This is a genomic window from Lysinibacillus sp. FN11, from assembly GCF_024628845.1.
GTDB classification, from domain to species: Bacteria; Bacillota; Bacilli; order Bacillales_A; family Planococcaceae; genus Lysinibacillus; species Lysinibacillus capsici.
Genome location: NZ_CP102383.1, coordinates 3,620,319 through 3,637,740, shown reverse-complemented (window position 1 = coordinate 3,637,740; position 17,422 = coordinate 3,620,319). Strand labels below are relative to the sequence as shown.

The following is a 17,422-nucleotide window of genomic DNA, read 5'->3' as shown; positions in this document are numbered from 1 at the left end:
AGATCGACAACTAGAAAATTGGAGGCTAAAAAGAATGGATTATCGTAAAAAAACCGTGGTCGCTTCAGTGGCAGGGCTAACGCTAGAAGGAATGGACATTATGTTTATTTCCTTTGCTATGACAATGATTATTGCAGAATTTAATATTGATCTTGCAACAGGTGGATTGATTTCATCCATCACGAATATTGGGATGCTACTGGGTGGTATTGTTTTTGGTGTGTTAGCAGATAAATATGGTCGAGTAAAAGTGTTTACGTATACGATTATTCTGTTTGCCATAGGAACGGCCTTAACAGGAGTAGCAACAAGTATTGAACAAGTTTATGTTTATAGATTTATTGCTGGTTTAGGTGCTGGCGGAGAATATGGTATTGGGATGGCGCTTGTGGCGGAGGCTTGGCCAAAGAATAAACAAGGCAGAGCATCCTCTTATGTCAGTGTAGGTGCACAATATGGGGTAATTTTAGCTGCTTTATTAAGTGCTATTATTTTACCAACTTTAGGGTGGCGTGCATTATTCTTTGTAGGATTACTACCAGTTATTTTCGCCTTTATCGTACGTAAAAATATTGATGAATCACCAGAATGGTTAGCTGCGCAGAAACAACAAAATAATAAGAAAGAGAACGGGAAATTAGCACAATTATTTGCTTCACCTCGTATCACCATGACAACACTTTCCCTAATTCTAATGGCTACTGTTCAAATTGCAGGCTATAATGGTCTGATGATTTGGCTACCTTCGATGTTACAGAAATCGCAAGGTTTATCGGTTTCAAGTTCAGCATTGTGGACAATTAGTACCGCAGTTGGCATGATCATTGGAATGCTGACATTTGGTAGATTTATGGATCGTTTTGGAGCAAAGCGAACTTTCGGTATCTTCTTAGTAGCCTCTGCAGGTGCTGTATTCCTTTACTCGTTTGCAACAGGTGCAGTAGCGATATTAGTAGGCGGTGCGGTTGTAGGATTCTTTTCTAATGGAATGTTTGCAGGGTATGGTGCATTAATTAGTAGCTTTTATCCAGTACAAATTCGCAGTACAGCAACAAACACCATTTTTAATTTTGGACGAGCTATAGGTGGATTCTCACCAATCTTTGTCGGCTTTATTTTACAAAGCTACGATATGACTGTCGTTATGATTTACTTAGCAGCGCTGTATTGTATTTCCTTTATCGTCATGCTAACGCTTAAGAGCTCAGGTAAGGGATTGCAAACAGCATAATTTTATCGAGCACGAAAGAACGAATTCCACTTCTGCAAATGGGATTCGTTCTTTTCTTATTAGTATTTAATTATAATAAACCTTTTGAACGTTTTTCAGCGATTTCAACAAGGCGCTTTGTAATCTCTCCTCCAACGGAACCATTTGCGCGAGAAGATGCTTCTGGCCCAAGCTGAACGCCAAACTCTTGTGCAATTTCATATTTCATTTGATTGACTGCCTCATGTACACCAGGTACTAGAAGTTTATTTGAACTGCGGTTATTGTTAGCCATTGTTCTCACCTCCTTGACCTTAGAATGGTTGCGATTAAATTTTTCATACATTTAAAAAGTAGGAAATGCACACGCTATTTGCTAACAACAACAACTTGTGGAAAGCTAGCAATAATCAGCAAACTCTCTGTTATAATTAAGCCTGGCTCTTTACTATATAAGGTTAATTAAAGGAGGAACATATAATGACGAATAATGATATCTTAATTCGTTTACGCTATGCGTTCGATATAAAAAATGTAGATATGGTAGAAATTTTCAAACTTGGTGGCATGGATTATACAAAGGAAGAAGTATTAAATATGCTAATTAAGATTAATGATGAGGAAGAAGCGCCAGAAGAATACATCAAATGTAATAATAAAATGTTAGAGGCATTTTTAAATGGATTAATTACTTTTAAACGCGGGCCTCAGAAACCAAGGGAAGGACAGGCTGTTGGACCGTTACCTGTGTCAGGTAAAGAAAGCCCAAATAATATGCTACTAAAGAAAGTAAAAATTGCTTTAGCTTTAACAACTGAGGAGATGCTTGAAATTTTATATGACGGAGGCATTAAAGTAACAAAAGGTGAATTAGGTGCTATTTTAAGAAATCCAAGTCATCGTAATTATAAAGAGTGTGGCGATTCATTCGTACGAAATTTTTTAAGGGGCTTAACATATAAATATAGAGCATAATGCACAATCATAAAGTGCCATTTTTTTCTTTGAAACTCGTTGACAATTTGTGACGAAATTGTGTACAATAAATTTATCACAAAATGTTCACAAAAAAGATGAAAATTGTTCACAGACAAAGGGGTGCTTGTATGATTTATATTGACATCTTATTAGTAGCTATTGCATGTATTACAATGCCTTTTATTGTTGCAGTTATGTTAGATATTTTTTATGCGGAACGGAAAAAAGTGCGCTTTTCATTACGTCGTACTTCCGTATGGTATATCGCTATGTTTGCATTATCCTTTATACCATCCGTATTACTTGTCACACAAAACTTATAATTTATTCAAACACTTAGGGGTAAGTGAAATGAAAGTTGACAGCTACAACGCTAATTGAGGTTGTAGCTGTTTTTAGTTTGTTCAATAGATGAATAAAATTTCTATAATTAATAATGAAGGAACAGCTAGTATAAAATATGTTGTTTTAACTAGAGAGCATTGACTACTTTTACCTACTGTGTTAATTTTGGTAGGGAAATATAGGTAAATTTACTGAAAAGTAGAGACGCAAAGCTACAGGTCTAAGGCAATAAATGCTATGACGGCTGGGTTGCAAAAGAGTGCTAGTTGTATCATTCTCATTCTAGTTTTTGTTCTTTTATGCCTATTTCTTTTGAAATAGGCATTTTTTTGCAAGTAAAGTTCAAAGGAGGAAAAGGGGAAATGACGTTGTTAAAAAACACATCATTAAAAAATAAGCTTTTACTAACAGTCTCTATCGTTGTATTACTGCTTATCGCCATTATTACGACGCAAAGTATTAGTGAATTGAATAATCGGATGAATGTAGATTTGGAGCAAGAATTAAAAAGTGTTGGTTTATTAACAGCTATGAACTTAGACAGTGATGAAGTAAAAGATTTGCTGTCCGAAAAAGGGGAAACAAACGCAAAGTTTACTAAGATCCAAAAGCAACTTGATATGATTCAGGACCAGCAAGGTATTATGAGCTGGAGTTATATTTGGGATGTCAAGGATGAGGGTGGCGTCAATCCAATTGGCTATACCTCTAATCTAAATGAAGTATATGAAGCTGGTGAAATTTTTACTGATTTAGCGGATGAACATGTAGAAACAGCAAAATTAGCTATTGAAAATAATAGTACAGAGGTAACTGCTATTTTCGAGGATCCTTTTGGTTCTTGGAGAACGGTTTTTAGTCCTATTAAAGATGATAATGGCCAACTGATTGCCCTATTAGGGATTGATTACTCTGCTGATTATATCAATACGATTATTAAAACAAGTGTGATTAAGCAAATTGTCATTGCCATTATCGGCATTTTAATTTTATTAGTTTTAGTTTACATAATTATAGATCGACTATTAAAGCCACTGAAAAAAGTAGTGAACGTTGCCAATCAAGTGGCAAATGGTGAATTAATAGAGGTTGATTTAGAGACATCGAAGGATGAAATTGGTAAATTATCTGAATCCATTCGTACAATGGTGGCTAATTTGCAACATATTATTTTAAACATACGCAATACATCCAATCACGTTTCTTCAGCAGCCAATCAATTAACGGTGCATGCTGGTGAAACTTATAACAGCTCAACAAATATTGCACTAGACATGAATCAAATTACTCAAAATGCTGAGGCCTCGATGACCATGACAGAGGAAACAGCCGCTGCTATGGAAGAAACTGCAACAGGTATTCAGCAAATTGCTGATTCTGCAAATGTAGCTGCGGAATCCTCTATTTCAGCATCACAGGCTTCTGAACGAGGCAATGAAGTTGTCCAACAAGTTATTGCTCAAATGGAGTTAATTAATGATTCTGTTGAACAAATAGGGACAACCATTAATGGACTACATGTTAATACGAAAAAAATAAGTGAAATTGTTAGCTTAATTACTGCTATTGCCGATCAAACAAATCTATTAGCATTAAATGCTGCCATCGAAGCGGCACGAGCAGGTGAACATGGTAAAGGCTTTGCCGTTGTTGCGGATGAGGTGAGACGCTTAGCTGAACAATCCTCTCAATCAGCAACAGAAATTTACAATTTAATTAGTTCTATTCAATCTGATTCAAACGCTTCTATCACGGTTATGGAAAAAGGCAAAGAGGATGTTAAGGTAGGGATGGCATTTACTAATGAAGTAGGCGAAATCTTTAAAGAAATTCTTACTTCATCAGAAGAAGTAGCTAGCCAAATACGTGAAATTTCCGCTGCTTCACAACAAATTTCTGCATCCTCAGAAGAAGTGGCGGCATCTGTAAATAATATTAAACAATCTGCAGAGCAGTCAGCAGAGTTTTCTTCAAATGTCTCGAAATCTACACAAGAGCAATTATCTACCATGCAGGAAGTAAAGGATGCCTCTTCATCACTGGGCAAAACAGCAGAAGAGTTGCAAGGTCTTGTGGCAAAATTCAAATTGGAGAATGATCATAATGGACATTAATTTTACAGGGAAAAATGTTTTAATTACAGGCTCTAGTAAAGGAATCGGTAAAGCCATTGCATTAGGCTTTGCACAACATGGAGCCAATATTTTAATTAATTATATTGGGGATGAGCAAGAGGCAGAAGCTGTACGTGCAGAAGCAGAAAAGTTTGGTGGGAAAGCTTTAATATTCCATGCTGATGTTTCTAATTCACAAGAAGTACAGGCGATGCATCAATTTATGGACGAGCATCTCGGGGAACTTGATATTCTTGTAAATAACGCTGGATTTGCACAGGGTTCCAGCATTACAGAATTAACGGATGAGCAGTGGGATCGTATGATTAAAGTTCATTTATATGGCTGTTTCTATAATTGCCGTGAAGCAGCTAAAAGAATGAAGGAACGTAATACAGGAAAAATCATCAATATTTCATCTGATATTGGTAGCTTGGGTTGTGAAGAATTCACGCATTATTCAGCTGCGAAGGGTGCTATCAATGCTTTTACAAAGGCTTTAGCAAGAGAATTAGCACCTTCTATACTTGTCAATGCAGTTGCTCCTAGTGGAACATTTACGGACATTCTACAAGAGTTTGGCGATAACTATGTGGAGGAAGAATCCGCAAAATATCCATTAAAACGTTTAGCTCAACCAGAAGAGATTGCGAAAAGTGTATTATTTTTAGCCTCTAATCATGCTGACTTCTATACAGGTCAAATATTAACGCCAAATGGTGGGGTCGTAATGAACGGATAATGGAAAACGAGGAGTAAATAATGTTAAATATTTTTATCTTTTGCTTATACTTATTATTTATCTATTATATTGGCTATAAAGGCTATAAGCGTGTCAACACAGCCGAGGATTTAATTGTTGCTGGCTGGAGCATGCCTTTATCCGTTGTAACGGGTAGTTTAGTCGCTGCATTATTAGCAGCTCCCTTCTTTTTTGCAGCGGTAGGCTCTGGCTATACAAGTGGTGGCTTTGAAGGTTCGGCAACAATGGGTGGTCTAGGGACTTGTATGATTCTTGGAGCACTCATTTGGACAAAGCCATTACGACGTCTAAAGGGCTGGACATTAGCAGATTACTACGGTTTACGCTATGGCAGTAAAAAGCTAGGAGCCTATACAGGGGTTGTTATGGCAATTGCTTTTGGTGTTTTTAATGCAGCGGCGTTAACAGTTGGTGGAACTTATATTATTCAGCAATTGTTGCAAATTGATTTTATACCTGCGGCGCTTCTATTTGTATCACTAACGGCTATTTATTCAGTTATTGGTGGTTTATGGGCAGTTGCCTATACTGAAATCGTACAAGGTGCGCTTGCAGTGGCAGGTATTTTGGGTATTACCATTTTTATTTTGTTTTACTATCCAGACGTTACATTTAATCCTGAGTGGTGGAATATCAGTACATTATTTGAGAAGGCAGGAGCAGAATTCTGGACTTTGTATCTTGTACTAGCACTTGGAGATATCCCTGCAGTTGACCTTGGGCAGCGGGTAGCTGCTGCGAAAAGTCCGCGAGTGGCACAACGAAGTATGATTATTGCTGGTATTATTGTCATTGCAATTAGCTGGATTCCAGGGATGCTAGGGGAAGCCTTTAAGTCTATTTATCCTGAGAGCACAAACCCGGAAACATTGATGCTTACCTTTGCACAAGGTTATTTTCCGCCTTTATTAGCAGCTATTTTCTTAACAGCCATGGCAGCCATGGGGATGTCTACAGTAGCTGCATGTTATGTAGCGACTTCAGGAATTGTGACAAAGAATATTTATTTAGATTTTATTAATCGTAATCCTGATCCTAAGAAGCTATTAAGATTTTCACGATCTATTATTCTAGCCAGTGCTTTATTAGGTTTAGTGCTAGCTGTAAGCTTCCAAAAAGTAATTGATTTAGCTTATTTAGCTTGGGATATTATATTCGTAACAATATTCTGGCCAATCGTTTTAGGACCATTTTGGAAACGTGTCAGTACACCAGCAGTTTGGGCAAGTATTTCCGTTGGCTTAGTTTATTACATTGTGACATCACTAACATTCGTACCTAGTCTGACAATCCAATCAGAAGGCTTCATAGGTCTATTAAATGAATTATGGCAGGCTCCTGTATTTTCGGGTGTTGTTATAACTGGTATCACAATTGTCGTGGTGAGCTTACTCGTTCCGCCATCTGAGCATGTTCTTGAGATGCACAAAATAGAAAAAGATAAAACATTAGACGACGTAAGTAGTAAAGAAGAGCTAATTGGTCGTTAAAAGCAAAAGCACGGATTCATTGTAAAGTTCAATGAATTCGTGTTTTTTATTAGAATGAAAAGATAGAATCAAGAATACTATTGCTAGTACATCATCTGAATTTTTCTAGTGATTATCTTGATAAAGGCGGGAATTGAATGAAAAATATTTTCTTCATTTTATTAGGGATTGTCTATCTTTATCTAGCAAATGCCATTGAATTAGTCATTATTAAGCAACTATTTTTTTTAATTGGGCTGGCTTTAGTCGGTCTAGGGTGTATCCGTTATTTAAAAGAGCGTTATATTGCCATACAAACTTTGACAGCCATGACGGAAGCTAGTGAGGAGGAGATAAAGGCTATTCCTCATACACATTGTACAGTTTCCAATGATGCTTTAAATGCTTTATTGTTAAATGAACAGACAAACACGCTTATTTTCGCACGAAGAGAAGCTTTAGACGAAGAACTAAAAATAATAGAGGTTCCATTTAACAGAATATATGAGGTTGCCATCATGGAAGATGAAGTATTTACGGTTAGAACAAAGAATCATCTAATGAGTGGTTCCTTACTTGCTGAAGCAGAGGAAGTAGAAGAAGATACAATCTCACAGCTATCGTTAAAGCTAGTAGTAGATCATTTATCAGAGCCTATTCAAGAATATATGTTCATGGATAATAGTGAAGATCCCATATCAAAAGAGGAAGATGACTATAAAGAAGCCATGGAGCTTTGTGAGAAATGGTTTCAAAAGATAAGTGTTATTATTAAACGTCATGAATTGGAACGCGTGCCCATAAGTCATTGGCAATAAGAGAAAAGGCTATCTCAAAATAGAAAAATTTTGAGATAGCCTTTGTTGTTTAGATGATTAAATTTTAAATTGCTGTAGCTGCGTATTTAACTCCTCGGCCATTCCAGCAAGCTGATTTGCACTTCTAGCGATTTCATCCATTGTAGCGGCGGTTTCCTCAACAGTTGCTGTTGTTTGCTCAACGCCAGCAGCGGATTCCTGTGAAATGGAGGCCATATCATCAATAGAAGCATTAATGGTTTCCGAATTTTGAGCAAGCTGATTTAAATTCGTTGAAATGGTTGAAATATTATCAATCATATCTCCAACAGCATCAGAAATTTTTTCAAATGTTTCATTTGTTTCATCTAGCTGTGTTGTTCCTCTTTTTACTTCCTCATAGCCAGTCTGAAGGGCAGATGTTACATTGCCAGTCTCACCTTGAATACGATGAACAATTGTTGCAATATCTGTGACAGAGAATTGTACTTGCTCAGCAAGCTTTCGGACTTCATCTGCCACAACAGCAAAGCCCTTGCCATGCTCACCTGCTCGTGCTGCTTCGATTGCTGCATTTAATGCAAGTAAATTTGTTTGGTTTGAAATATCATCGATAACTGACACAAGCTTGGATATTTCAGCAGACTGTTCATTTAAATTTTCCACCTTTTCCACAGAGTCTAATACAATTTCATTTATTATAGCCATTTGTTTGGTAGATTGAACCATTAAACTTTTCCCTGAAACCGTTAATTTTTGAACATGGCTAGAATGTTCGCTTAATTCAATGCCCTCTTGTGTAGTTTCATGAATGCTACGCTTAAATGTTGTCATTGTTTCTGCCAAATCACCTGTGGTAGATGCTTGTGTTTCTGTACCCGATGCAAGCTCTTGCATCGTTACTGTAATTTGCTCAGTACCTGCTTGTACCTCATTCGATGATTGAGCAAGTTCTTCACTACTAGCTGCTACTGTTTCAGAAACCGTGTAGATAGAATGGATCGTTTGTTTTAATTTTTCGTTCATGTCATTGGCAGCTACCATTAACGTTCCAATTTCATCTCGTGTTTTTACAGGTAGAGGCTCTAGTTGCAAATTTCCATCTGCTAATTCTTTCATTCGGTCAGCTACGACTGTAACAGGTTTAGAAATCGTACTGGCTGTGATAATGGCAATTAGAATACCAGCTATCGTTAGAATCAAGCTAAAGGCGATACCAATTGTTCGATTCTCCGAGCTGGTTGATACAACATCGTTACCAACATCTGTAATGGCTTTAGCACGTTCATCTGCCAGTTTTTCGTAACCATCTCGCACTTTCGTTACGAGTTCATGTGTATCCATTAAATTTTCTAAAGCTAATTCTTTATTGCCCTTTTGATAGATATCAAATACCTCTGTATTAACAAGGGTACTCCAATCACGGGCGATTGCTACAAGTTGATCGCGTTCATCTGATTTTTCATATTTGTCTAGAATAGCGTTATTTTCCTCAGCCATTTTGCGATACTCATCAAATGATTCTTTGTATTTTTCGTCACCTGTCAACACATAATTTAACGCTGCAGATAGGCGGACACTCATAGAGAGTGCTAAATTTTTACTTGCATTTAAAACAACTAAATCTTCTTTTACTAAATCTTTTGCCTGTTTTTCCATATTTGTATTGGAATTGTAAGTGTAGGTTGTAAAGCTAACTACTAAAACTAACAAAAGAATAAATGCACTTAAAATTCGAGTTTTAAGTGTTTTAAACTTGATAATGCCTTTCATTTTCCCATCCCTTTACTATCTCTCATTGAGAAATTTTTTCAACACAAGTATTATTTTATAACTAATTATGCGTATTAATAAGCCTTTCGATAGAAATATTTAAAAATAGTTTTTTAGTACAATGATATAATTATTTTCCTTTTATTGATGGTTAAATATATATAGATGTCTAACAACTAATTTATATATTTGTGTATAATTTCCTATGTAGAAAGAAAATACACCTGAAGCAAATTGCTTCAAGTGCCATAAGTAAAGGATTCTCTATTCTTTTTGTTTTTTCGCCGTGCGCTCCCACTGTAGAAGGGAAGGATAAGGGTCAAAAGCCCATTCGGTTCTTCCATTAAATTTATAAATACCATAATGAAGATGTGGAGGGAATTTACCAGATGTACCTTCTTTTCCATAGCCAGAGCTTCCAACATAGCCAAGAACAGTACCAGGTTTTACAATTGTACCTACTTCAATTTCCTTATGATAGCTACCGAGGTGGGCATAATAGTGGTAGGAATTATGATTGTCGCGAATACCAATACGCCAGCCACCAAATTGATTCCATCCTTTTACCTCAACAACTCCAAAAGAGGTAGATAATACAGGTGTTCCATAGCTGGCAAAAATATCAGTTCCCTCATGAATACGGCGTCCACCCCAACCGCGATTGGCGCCCCAAGTGCCCCGGTAACTGTAATCAGAGCGGATATTTAGCGGGAAGGTATGTGCATCAAGTTCAATGGTTTTAAAATGTCTGTACAATGTGGAGATGGTAAATATTTGATTGACTGCTTCTTCGCTTCCGTAATATTCCCATAAAGCTAATTTAAAATCCTCATCAGTCGTTCCAAATTTCCCTAAATAACTAGCCATCGAAAAGATGACATCCTCATCATCCTTTGGACTAGCGATTCCATCATGATTACCGTCAAGGCCCATTCCTCCGAAATAGCTAATTGTCTCAGGAGAAGTGTCTTCCTTTACAGGATTTAATGCACCTGACCAGTATTCATCAGAAAATTGGATAGCCAAATAGCCTTCTCGTTTAGGGATGTCTTTACGAACTGATTGTAGGTTTCTCTCATACTGATCGATAGCAGCTAAAAAATGCCATGGAATGAGTAATTCATCGAATTGTACATAATAGGACATACGCTGCTGTAAAATTTCTTCTTCTGTAAGATCCTCCTTTGCAAAAGAGGCAGAAGGGTACAGCATAATCCCTAAAAATAAAAATGTGAAAAGAAATATAAAATGGCGATGCAATGATGGACCTCCTTTCTAACGTTAGAATAACCGAAATTTTTATCTTCATTCAGTAAGGTTCTATGTATGAAAACAGTTGATATATCGGCAATTTTTTTGCCCCCAAAAATAGAAATAATAAGAAGAAACTTCATCAAAGAAAAAGTAATGGTATCATCATGCCATTAACTTCATACTATGTTATAAATCAAGCCCTGAATGGAGGGAAGGCTATTAACATTTTAGATAAAGTGAAAAACTATCGCGAAGAAGAAAACAGGCTGAAGTGGGAAGGGACATTTGCAGATTATTTAAACATCATTAGGGAAAGACCTGAAGTTGCTCAAACAGCCCATTCACGCGTCTACAATATGATAAAAAGTTCTGGTGTAGAGGAACGCGATGGGCAAAAAATGTACAAATTTTTCGGACAAGAAATTTTTGGGCTTGAAACAGCAATTGAAAGACTGGTGGAGGAATATTTCCATCCAGCAGCACGCAGGTTAGATGTTAGAAAACGTATTTTATTATTAATGGGACCAGTTAGTGGTGGTAAATCAACTATCGTTACCTTACTAAAACGCGGATTAGAGCAATATTCGCGAACAGATGAAGGTGCAGTTTACGCAATTAAGGGATGTCCAATGCATGAAGATCCGCTCCATTTAATTCCACATCATTTGCGTAATGAGTTCTTTGAGGAATATGGGATTAGAATTGAAGGAAGTTTATCGCCTTTAAATACAATGCGTCTTGAAAAGGAATACGATGGACGCATTGAAAATGTAATGATTGAACGTATTACTTTTTCAGAAGATAAACGTGTGGGTATAGGGACATTTACACCATCAGACCCTAAATCACAGGATATTGCAGATTTAACAGGAAGTATTGATTTTTCTACAATTGGTGAATTTGGTTCAGAGTCGGATCCTCGTGCTTACCGCTTTGATGGGGAGCTGAATAAGGCCAATAGAGGAATGATGGAATTCCAGGAGATGCTAAAACTAGATGAAAAATTCTTATGGAATTTATTATCATTAACGCAGGAAGGAAATTTCAAAGCAGGAAGATTTGCTTTAATTAGTGCAGATGAGTTAATCGTTGCTCATACAAATGAAACAGAGTATCGTTCATTTATTTCGAACAAAAAGAATGAGGCATTACATTCTCGAATTATCGTTATGCCAATTCCCTACAACCTCAAAGTTAGTCAGGAAGAGCATATTTATGAAAAGATGATAAAAGAGAGCGATATGTCCCATGTCCATATTGCACCGCATGCTTTAAAGGCCGCAGCAATCTTTTCGGTTCTCACTCGTTTGGAAGTTCCGAAAAAACAAGGTGTGGATCTAATTAAAAAAATGCGCTTGTACGACGGAGAAAATGTGGAGGGATTTAATTCCGTTGACTTAGAGGAGCTGAAGAAAGAGTTCCCGAATGAAGGCATGAACGGTATTGATCCACGCTATATTATTAACCGTATTTCTTCTGCTATTATCCGCAAAGAGATACCATCAATAAATGCATTAGACGTTTTACGAGCATTGAAGGATGGGTTAGATCAGCATGCATCTATTTCTCAAGAGGATCGGGAAAAATACATGAATTACATTGCGGTTGCTCGTAGAGAATATGATGAAATTGCTAAAAACGAAGTACAAAAGGCTTTTGTGTATTCCTATGAGGAATCGGCAAAAACATTAATGAACAACTACCTCGATAATGTAGAGGCATTTTGTAATAAAAATAAAATTTATGATCCACTTACTGGGGAAGAAATGAACCCAGATGAAAAATTAATGCGCTCGATTGAGGAGCAAATTGGCATTTCAGAAAATGCTAAAAAGGCATTCCGTGAAGAAATTCTCATTCGAATTTCTGCCTATGCACGAAAAGGTAAACGTTTTGATTATAATTCTCATGAAAGATTGCGAGAAGCCATTCAGAAGAAATTATTTGCAGATTTGAAAGATATCGTGAAAATTACTACTTCTTCTAAAATGCCAGATGAATCGCAACTGAAGAAGATTAATGAGGTTGTGGCAAGACTTGTTGATGAACATGGCTATAATACAACATCAGCAAATGAGTTGCTACAGTATGTAGGAAGTTTGCTAAATCGATAACGATAACTTGATGTTCATTGTTCCAAGTCAGATAGGAGTGTCCCAATTTTAGGGCACTCCTTTTATTATCAGGAGGAGAGATTTATGATTTGACGGAATAAACAAAAAGCCCCAGAGGATGTCCGAGACTTTGAAGAGAAACTTTCGAGCATGGACAATAAAAGCTGGACGCATTGAGGTGTGATTAATAGATATACAATTGATTTTATGAAAAAAGTTCAAAAATTTGGCTCACAAGCATAGTATAGAAAAAGCGAATTTGATAGATGGGTGAGGATAAAAATGACTGAACACGAAAATAAACGCTTTGTCATTTCTCAGGAAAATTGGTCCCTCCATCGTAAAGGGCACCAGGACCAACAACGCCATATGGAAAAAGTGAAAGATGCGATTAAAAATAATTTACCTGATTTAGTTAGCGAAGAAAGTATTGTGATGTCCAATGGTCGCGAGGTTATTAAGATACCAATTCGGTCACTTGATGAATATAAAATACGATATAACTATGATAACTCTAAGCATGTAGGGCAGGGACAAGGGGATAGTAGTGTTGGAGATGTAGTGGCGCGCGATGGCAGTAAGGCCAATCAGGCTCCCGGTAAAGGAAAAGAAGCGGGTGACAAGCCTGGCCAAGATTATTATGAAGCAGAAGTCAGTATGGAGGAAATTCAAAATGTTTTATTTCATGAACTAGAATTACCAAATTTACAGCAGAAAGAAAAGGCAGATATTAAAACAGAAAAAATAGAGTTTAATGATATTCGAAAAAAAGGTCTCATGGGTAATGTCGATAAAAAGCGTACCATTTTAAATGCATTAAAGCGCAATGCGATGCATGGGAAAGCAGAAATAACGCCAATCCACAATGACGATTTACGTTTTAAAACATGGGATGAAGTGGAGAAACCAGAATCCAAAGCAGTAGTGCTCGCCATGATGGATACAAGTGGCTCAATGGGAGCATTTGAAAAATATTGTGCGAGAAGCTTCTTCTTTTGGATGACGAAGTTTTTACGGTCAAAATATGAAACAGTAGAAATTGAATTTATTGCCCATCATACTGAGGCAAAGGTTGTCACAGAAGAGGAGTTTTTTACAAAGGGCGAAAGTGGTGGCACTATTTGTTCTTCAGCTTATAAAAAGGCATTGGAATTAATTCAGGATAAATATCATCCGTCTCGCTACAATATTTATCCTGTCCATTTTTCAGACGGTGAAAATATATCGATGGACAATGAAAAGTGCCTGAAGCTAGTAGGGGAGTTAATGGACGTATCCAGCATGTTTGGCTATGGTGAGGTCAATCAGCATAACCGATTCTCTACGCTTATGTATACGTATAAAAAAATTGATGATCCTAAATTCAGATACCATATTTTGAGAAAAAAAGGCGATGTCTATGACGCCTTAAAGAGCTTTTTCAAGAAAAGTGAAGAGTAACATGGAAGTATCCTCAGCACCACGTTCAAAGGAGGGGGCGTAAAATGAACACAAAAGAGCTTCATCGAGCAATAGATGAAATTACCGAAATTGCCTCAAGCTTTGGCTTAGATTTTTATCCAATGCGTTATGAAATTTGTCCAGCCGATATTATTTATACATTTGGCGCCTACGGTATGCCCACGCGCTTTTCCCATTGGAGCTTTGGAAAACAATTTCATAAAATGAAGCTTCAATATGATTTAGGACTTAGTCAGATTTATGAGCTTGTCATTAATTCAAATCCTTGCTATGCATTTTTACTCGATACTAATACTTTAACCCAAAATAAATTGATTATTGCCCATGTTCTAGCACACTGCGATTTCTTCAAAAATAATATACGTTTTTCTAATACAAGAAGAGATATGGTAGAAAGTATGACCGCAACTGCTGAGCGAATAGCTGGCTATGAGAGAGCGTATGGCAAAGATGAGGTGGAGAAGTTTTTAGATGCTGTTTTAGCTATTCAAGAACATATTGATCCATCCATTTTAAGACCGAAGCTATCCTGGAGTGAGGAGGATGAGCTTGAGGAGGAAAAACCACCAACAAAATCACCGTATGATGATTTATGGAGTATAGAAGAAAAAGAAAAAGTTTATAAACCCATCCGACGCAGATTAAAGCAATTTCCTCCTCAGCCAGAAAAGGACCTGTTGTTATTCTTAGAGGAGCATAGCCGTGAATTGGAAGACTGGCAACGAGATATATTAACAATGATGCGAGAGGAAATGCTTTATTTTTGGCCTCAATTAGAAACTAAAATAATGAATGAGGGGTGGGCCTCTTTCTGGCATCAACGAATCATGCGGGAGCTAAAGTTAACTACTGCTGAAACTATCGAATATGCCAAATTAAATGCGGGGGTTGTGCAGCCCTCCAAAACATCGATTAATCCATATTATCTTGGGATTAAAATTTTCGAGGATATTGAAAATCGCTATAATAACCCTACTGAGGAAATGAAACGGTTAGGTGTTTTGCCAAATACGGGACGTGAAAAGATTTTTGAGGTAAGAGAAGTAGAATCAGATATTTCCTTTATTCGAAACTATTTAACAAAGAATTTAGCGAAGCGTGAAGATTTGTACTTATTCCAAAAGAAAGGGAATGAATATCGTATAACGGATAAGGATCACGAGATGGTTCGCGATCAACTTGTATCCATGCGTGTAAACGGTGGCTTCCCATACATTGTAGTAAAAAATGGTGATTATTTGAGGAATGGCGAGCTATATTTAGTTCATGGCTATGAAGGGATGGAGTTAGATCCACACTATTTAGAAAATGTATTGCCTTATATTTACCAGCTGTGGGGACGTCCTGTTCATTTAGAAACCTATGTGGATAAAAAGCCGATGCTTTATTCATATGACGGCACAAAAAACTATAAACGCAATGTATAATAAAAAAAACTTCTATCTGTTGAAGGTACCATCAAGCAGATAGAAGTTTTTTCATCGTGTTGAAAAACAAAACCATCAATAGTATTTTTGTGAAAGTTCAACAATCGGTTGCAGGCTAATTGCTTTCCAGTGGCAGAGCACAGAGCCTCTTCGTGTCAAATGGCCTTTTTTGCTACTGACATGATCTTTTTGAAACCAATCTACTCATCTTCTTCAGTTAATACATCAGTTTCTTCATTACTTTCACTATGGTTAGAGGATGAATGAATATCACTTTCAATGACAAGACTATCCCGTACTTTAATGCCTTGTTGCCCACCAGCCTCGTCATTATCATTACCAGCAATACCACTTCTTCCATTACCGTCAGCAAATTGCGAATTGACGTTGCGTGTATGACTACCGTTACTAGCATTTTGTCCACCTTGGTTGGCATTTGTGCCTACATCATGATTGATTTGGCCTCCGCCTTCTGCACGTTGCTCAAAGTGAAAATCAGTATTTCCTATATTGAATGTAAAATTTATTGTTATATGATTTTTCCCTTGCTTGTTAGAGGATTCCTGCTCAGGTTCGTCAGGTCCATAAAATTTTTTAGAATTAAAACCAGACATCGTTTCTCCTCCCTTCCTTTCCTATTACTATTAAGATATTAGCGCTTCTTGAACCCACCTGTACGTGTAGCCATGTTACCTAGAGAAAAGGTAGGAGAGTCCAGAGGGAAGCTCAACGATTTTTGCTATCTATCCAATAAATTTGTTAAAATGAATGAGATTTGATTATTTAGTGAATGGGAACGGAGAAGTAACATTGAGAACATTTAAAAAGGTTTATATAGAAATTACGAGTGTTTGTAATTTAGCATGCAGTTTTTGTCCACCTACAGCGCGTGCAAAGGGGCTTATAAAAGTCGAACAATTTAATAAAATATTAGATGAAATTCGTCCACATACAAAATATATTTATTTGCATGTGAAAGGAGAGCCATTACTACATCCAAGAATTGATCAGCTATTAGATGCTGCCCATGCAAAAGGATTCAAAGTCAATATTACAACGAATGGTACGCTAATCAAAAAAAATCGCGAGAAAATATTAGGAAAGCCAGCGTTACGTCAAATTAATTTCTCGTTGCATAGCTTTGATGGGCATGAAGGCTCCGAAAATCGTGAAAAATATTTAGGGGATATTTTGGATTTTGTGCGAGATTCTAGGGAATTCAATACGATTATTTCCTATCGTTTATGGAATCTACAACAGGATCATGTTTCGGATGTTGCAGCTCGTCGCAACCGCGAGACTTTAGAAATATTAGAAAATGAGTATCATCTTGATTATCGTATAGAAGAAAAAGTAGAACCTGGGAAAGGGGTAAAAATTGCCCCTCATGTGTATTTAAATCAGGATCATGAGTTTAGATGGCCAAGTCTTCTAGAGCCAGAGGATGAAGGCAAGGGTTTTTGTCATGCACTGCGTAGTCAAGCGGCTATATTGGTGGATGGTACCGTTGTACCTTGCTGTTTGGATGGGGAAGGTGTCATTAATTTAGGAAATGTACATGAAAAATCCTTCTCCGACATTGTAGAAGGGGAGCGTGCCAACAAGATTGTTGAAGGCTTCTCAAGAAGAGAAGCTGTGGAAGAATTATGTAGAAAATGCGGCTATCGTCAAAAATTTGGTATGTAGCTACTAAAAGTTACTTTGAAATAAAAAAGCA

At 37.0% G+C, this 17,422-nt stretch carries 15 protein-coding genes and 1 riboswitch; of the genes, 11 read left to right on the top strand and 4 right to left on the bottom strand.

Translation table 11 applies throughout. The features are described 5' to 3' along the window. The first annotated feature begins 34 nt into the window (after positions 1-34). Positions 35-1,231: an MFS transporter gene (locus NP781_RS19285; RefSeq protein WP_221682793.1), complete on the top strand. Its 1,197-nt coding sequence runs from the start codon at positions 35-37 to the stop codon at positions 1,229-1,231. 70 nt (positions 1,232-1,301) lie between these two features. On the opposite strand, the gene NP781_RS19280 is transcribed toward NP781_RS19285, so the two are convergent. Further along, a complete protein-coding gene (locus NP781_RS19280; RefSeq protein ID WP_004225662.1) occupies positions 1,302-1,505 on the bottom strand; it encodes an alpha/beta-type small acid-soluble spore protein in 204 nt (67 codons plus the stop codon). Between the two features lie 185 nt (positions 1,506-1,690). On the opposite strand from NP781_RS19280, the gene NP781_RS19275 reads away from it, so the two are divergent. The 6 genes from NP781_RS19275 to NP781_RS19250 all read left to right on the top strand — a co-directional run bounded on the left by NP781_RS19275 (position 1,691) and on the right by NP781_RS19250 (position 7,697). Beyond that, positions 1,691-2,185, top strand: a complete 495-nt coding sequence (locus NP781_RS19275) for a YehS family protein (RefSeq protein ID WP_103118849.1) — start codon at positions 1,691-1,693, stop codon at positions 2,183-2,185. 131 nt (positions 2,186-2,316) lie between these two features. After that, entirely contained in the window at positions 2,317-2,511 is a 195-nt protein-coding gene (locus tag NP781_RS19270; RefSeq protein WP_257520620.1) for a hypothetical protein, read from the top strand. 193 nt (positions 2,512-2,704) lie between these two features. Next, positions 2,705-2,790, top strand: a riboswitch (cyclic di-GMP riboswitch). Positions 2,791-2,895: 105 nt separating this feature from the next. Further along, on the top strand, positions 2,896-4,647 hold the full coding sequence (locus tag NP781_RS19265) for a methyl-accepting chemotaxis protein (protein ID WP_257520619.1): 1,752 nt from the start codon (positions 2,896-2,898) through the stop codon (positions 4,645-4,647). Then, the gene (locus tag NP781_RS19260; protein WP_257520618.1) at positions 4,637-5,389 is read left to right on the top strand and encodes an SDR family NAD(P)-dependent oxidoreductase; all 753 of its coding nucleotides are present in this window, start codon (positions 4,637-4,639) and stop codon (positions 5,387-5,389) included. The genes NP781_RS19265 and NP781_RS19260 overlap by 11 nt, the downstream gene beginning before the upstream one ends. Positions 5,390-5,409: 20 nt before the next feature. Next, positions 5,410-6,900 (top strand): sodium:solute symporter family protein, encoded by a 1,491-nt coding sequence (locus tag NP781_RS19255; protein WP_221682797.1) that lies wholly within the window; start codon positions 5,410-5,412, stop codon positions 6,898-6,900. Positions 6,901-7,037: 137 nt separating this feature from the next. Beyond that, complete coding sequence (locus tag NP781_RS19250; RefSeq protein WP_257520617.1) at positions 7,038-7,697, top strand: hypothetical protein; 660 nt, start codon at positions 7,038-7,040, stop codon at positions 7,695-7,697. Between the two features lie 57 nt (positions 7,698-7,754). Here the strand turns inward: NP781_RS19250 and NP781_RS19245 are convergent, their stop codons facing one another. After that, complete coding sequence (locus NP781_RS19245; RefSeq protein WP_257520616.1) at positions 7,755-9,449, bottom strand: methyl-accepting chemotaxis protein; 1,695 nt, start codon at positions 9,447-9,449, stop codon at positions 7,755-7,757. Positions 9,450-9,713: 264 nt separating this feature from the next. After that, positions 9,714-10,709 carry a M23 family metallopeptidase gene (locus tag NP781_RS19240; protein ID WP_221682800.1) on the bottom strand — a complete coding sequence of 332 codons (996 nt, stop codon included), beginning with the start codon at positions 10,707-10,709 and terminating at the stop codon, positions 9,714-9,716. A gap of 212 nt (positions 10,710-10,921) precedes the next feature. Here NP781_RS19240 and NP781_RS19235 point away from each other — a divergent pair, with 212 nt between their 5' ends. The 3 genes from NP781_RS19235 (at position 10,922) to NP781_RS19225 (ending at position 15,705) form a co-directional block, all read left to right on the top strand. Beyond that, positions 10,922-12,817 (top strand): PrkA family serine protein kinase, encoded by a 1,896-nt coding sequence (locus NP781_RS19235; RefSeq protein WP_039884612.1) that lies wholly within the window; start codon positions 10,922-10,924, stop codon positions 12,815-12,817. 282 nt (positions 12,818-13,099) lie between these two features. After that, positions 13,100-14,257 (top strand): sporulation protein YhbH, encoded by a 1,158-nt coding sequence (gene yhbH, locus NP781_RS19230; protein ID WP_221682801.1) that lies wholly within the window; start codon positions 13,100-13,102, stop codon positions 14,255-14,257. A gap of 44 nt (positions 14,258-14,301) precedes the next feature. Beyond that, positions 14,302-15,705 (top strand): SpoVR family protein, encoded by a 1,404-nt coding sequence (locus NP781_RS19225; protein WP_257520615.1) that lies wholly within the window; start codon positions 14,302-14,304, stop codon positions 15,703-15,705. Positions 15,706-15,905: 200 nt separating this feature from the next. Here NP781_RS19225 and NP781_RS19220 read toward each other — a convergent pair whose 3' ends face one another. Next, positions 15,906-16,319 carry a hypothetical protein gene (locus tag NP781_RS19220; RefSeq protein ID WP_257520614.1) on the bottom strand — a complete coding sequence of 138 codons (414 nt, stop codon included), beginning with the start codon at positions 16,317-16,319 and terminating at the stop codon, positions 15,906-15,908. A 196-nt stretch (positions 16,320-16,515) separates the two neighbouring features. Here NP781_RS19220 and NP781_RS19215 point away from each other — a divergent pair, with 196 nt between their 5' ends. Then, positions 16,516-17,391 (top strand): radical SAM/SPASM domain-containing protein, encoded by an 876-nt coding sequence (locus NP781_RS19215; RefSeq protein ID WP_221682804.1) that lies wholly within the window; start codon positions 16,516-16,518, stop codon positions 17,389-17,391. The last annotated feature ends 31 nt before the right edge of the window (positions 17,392-17,422 follow it).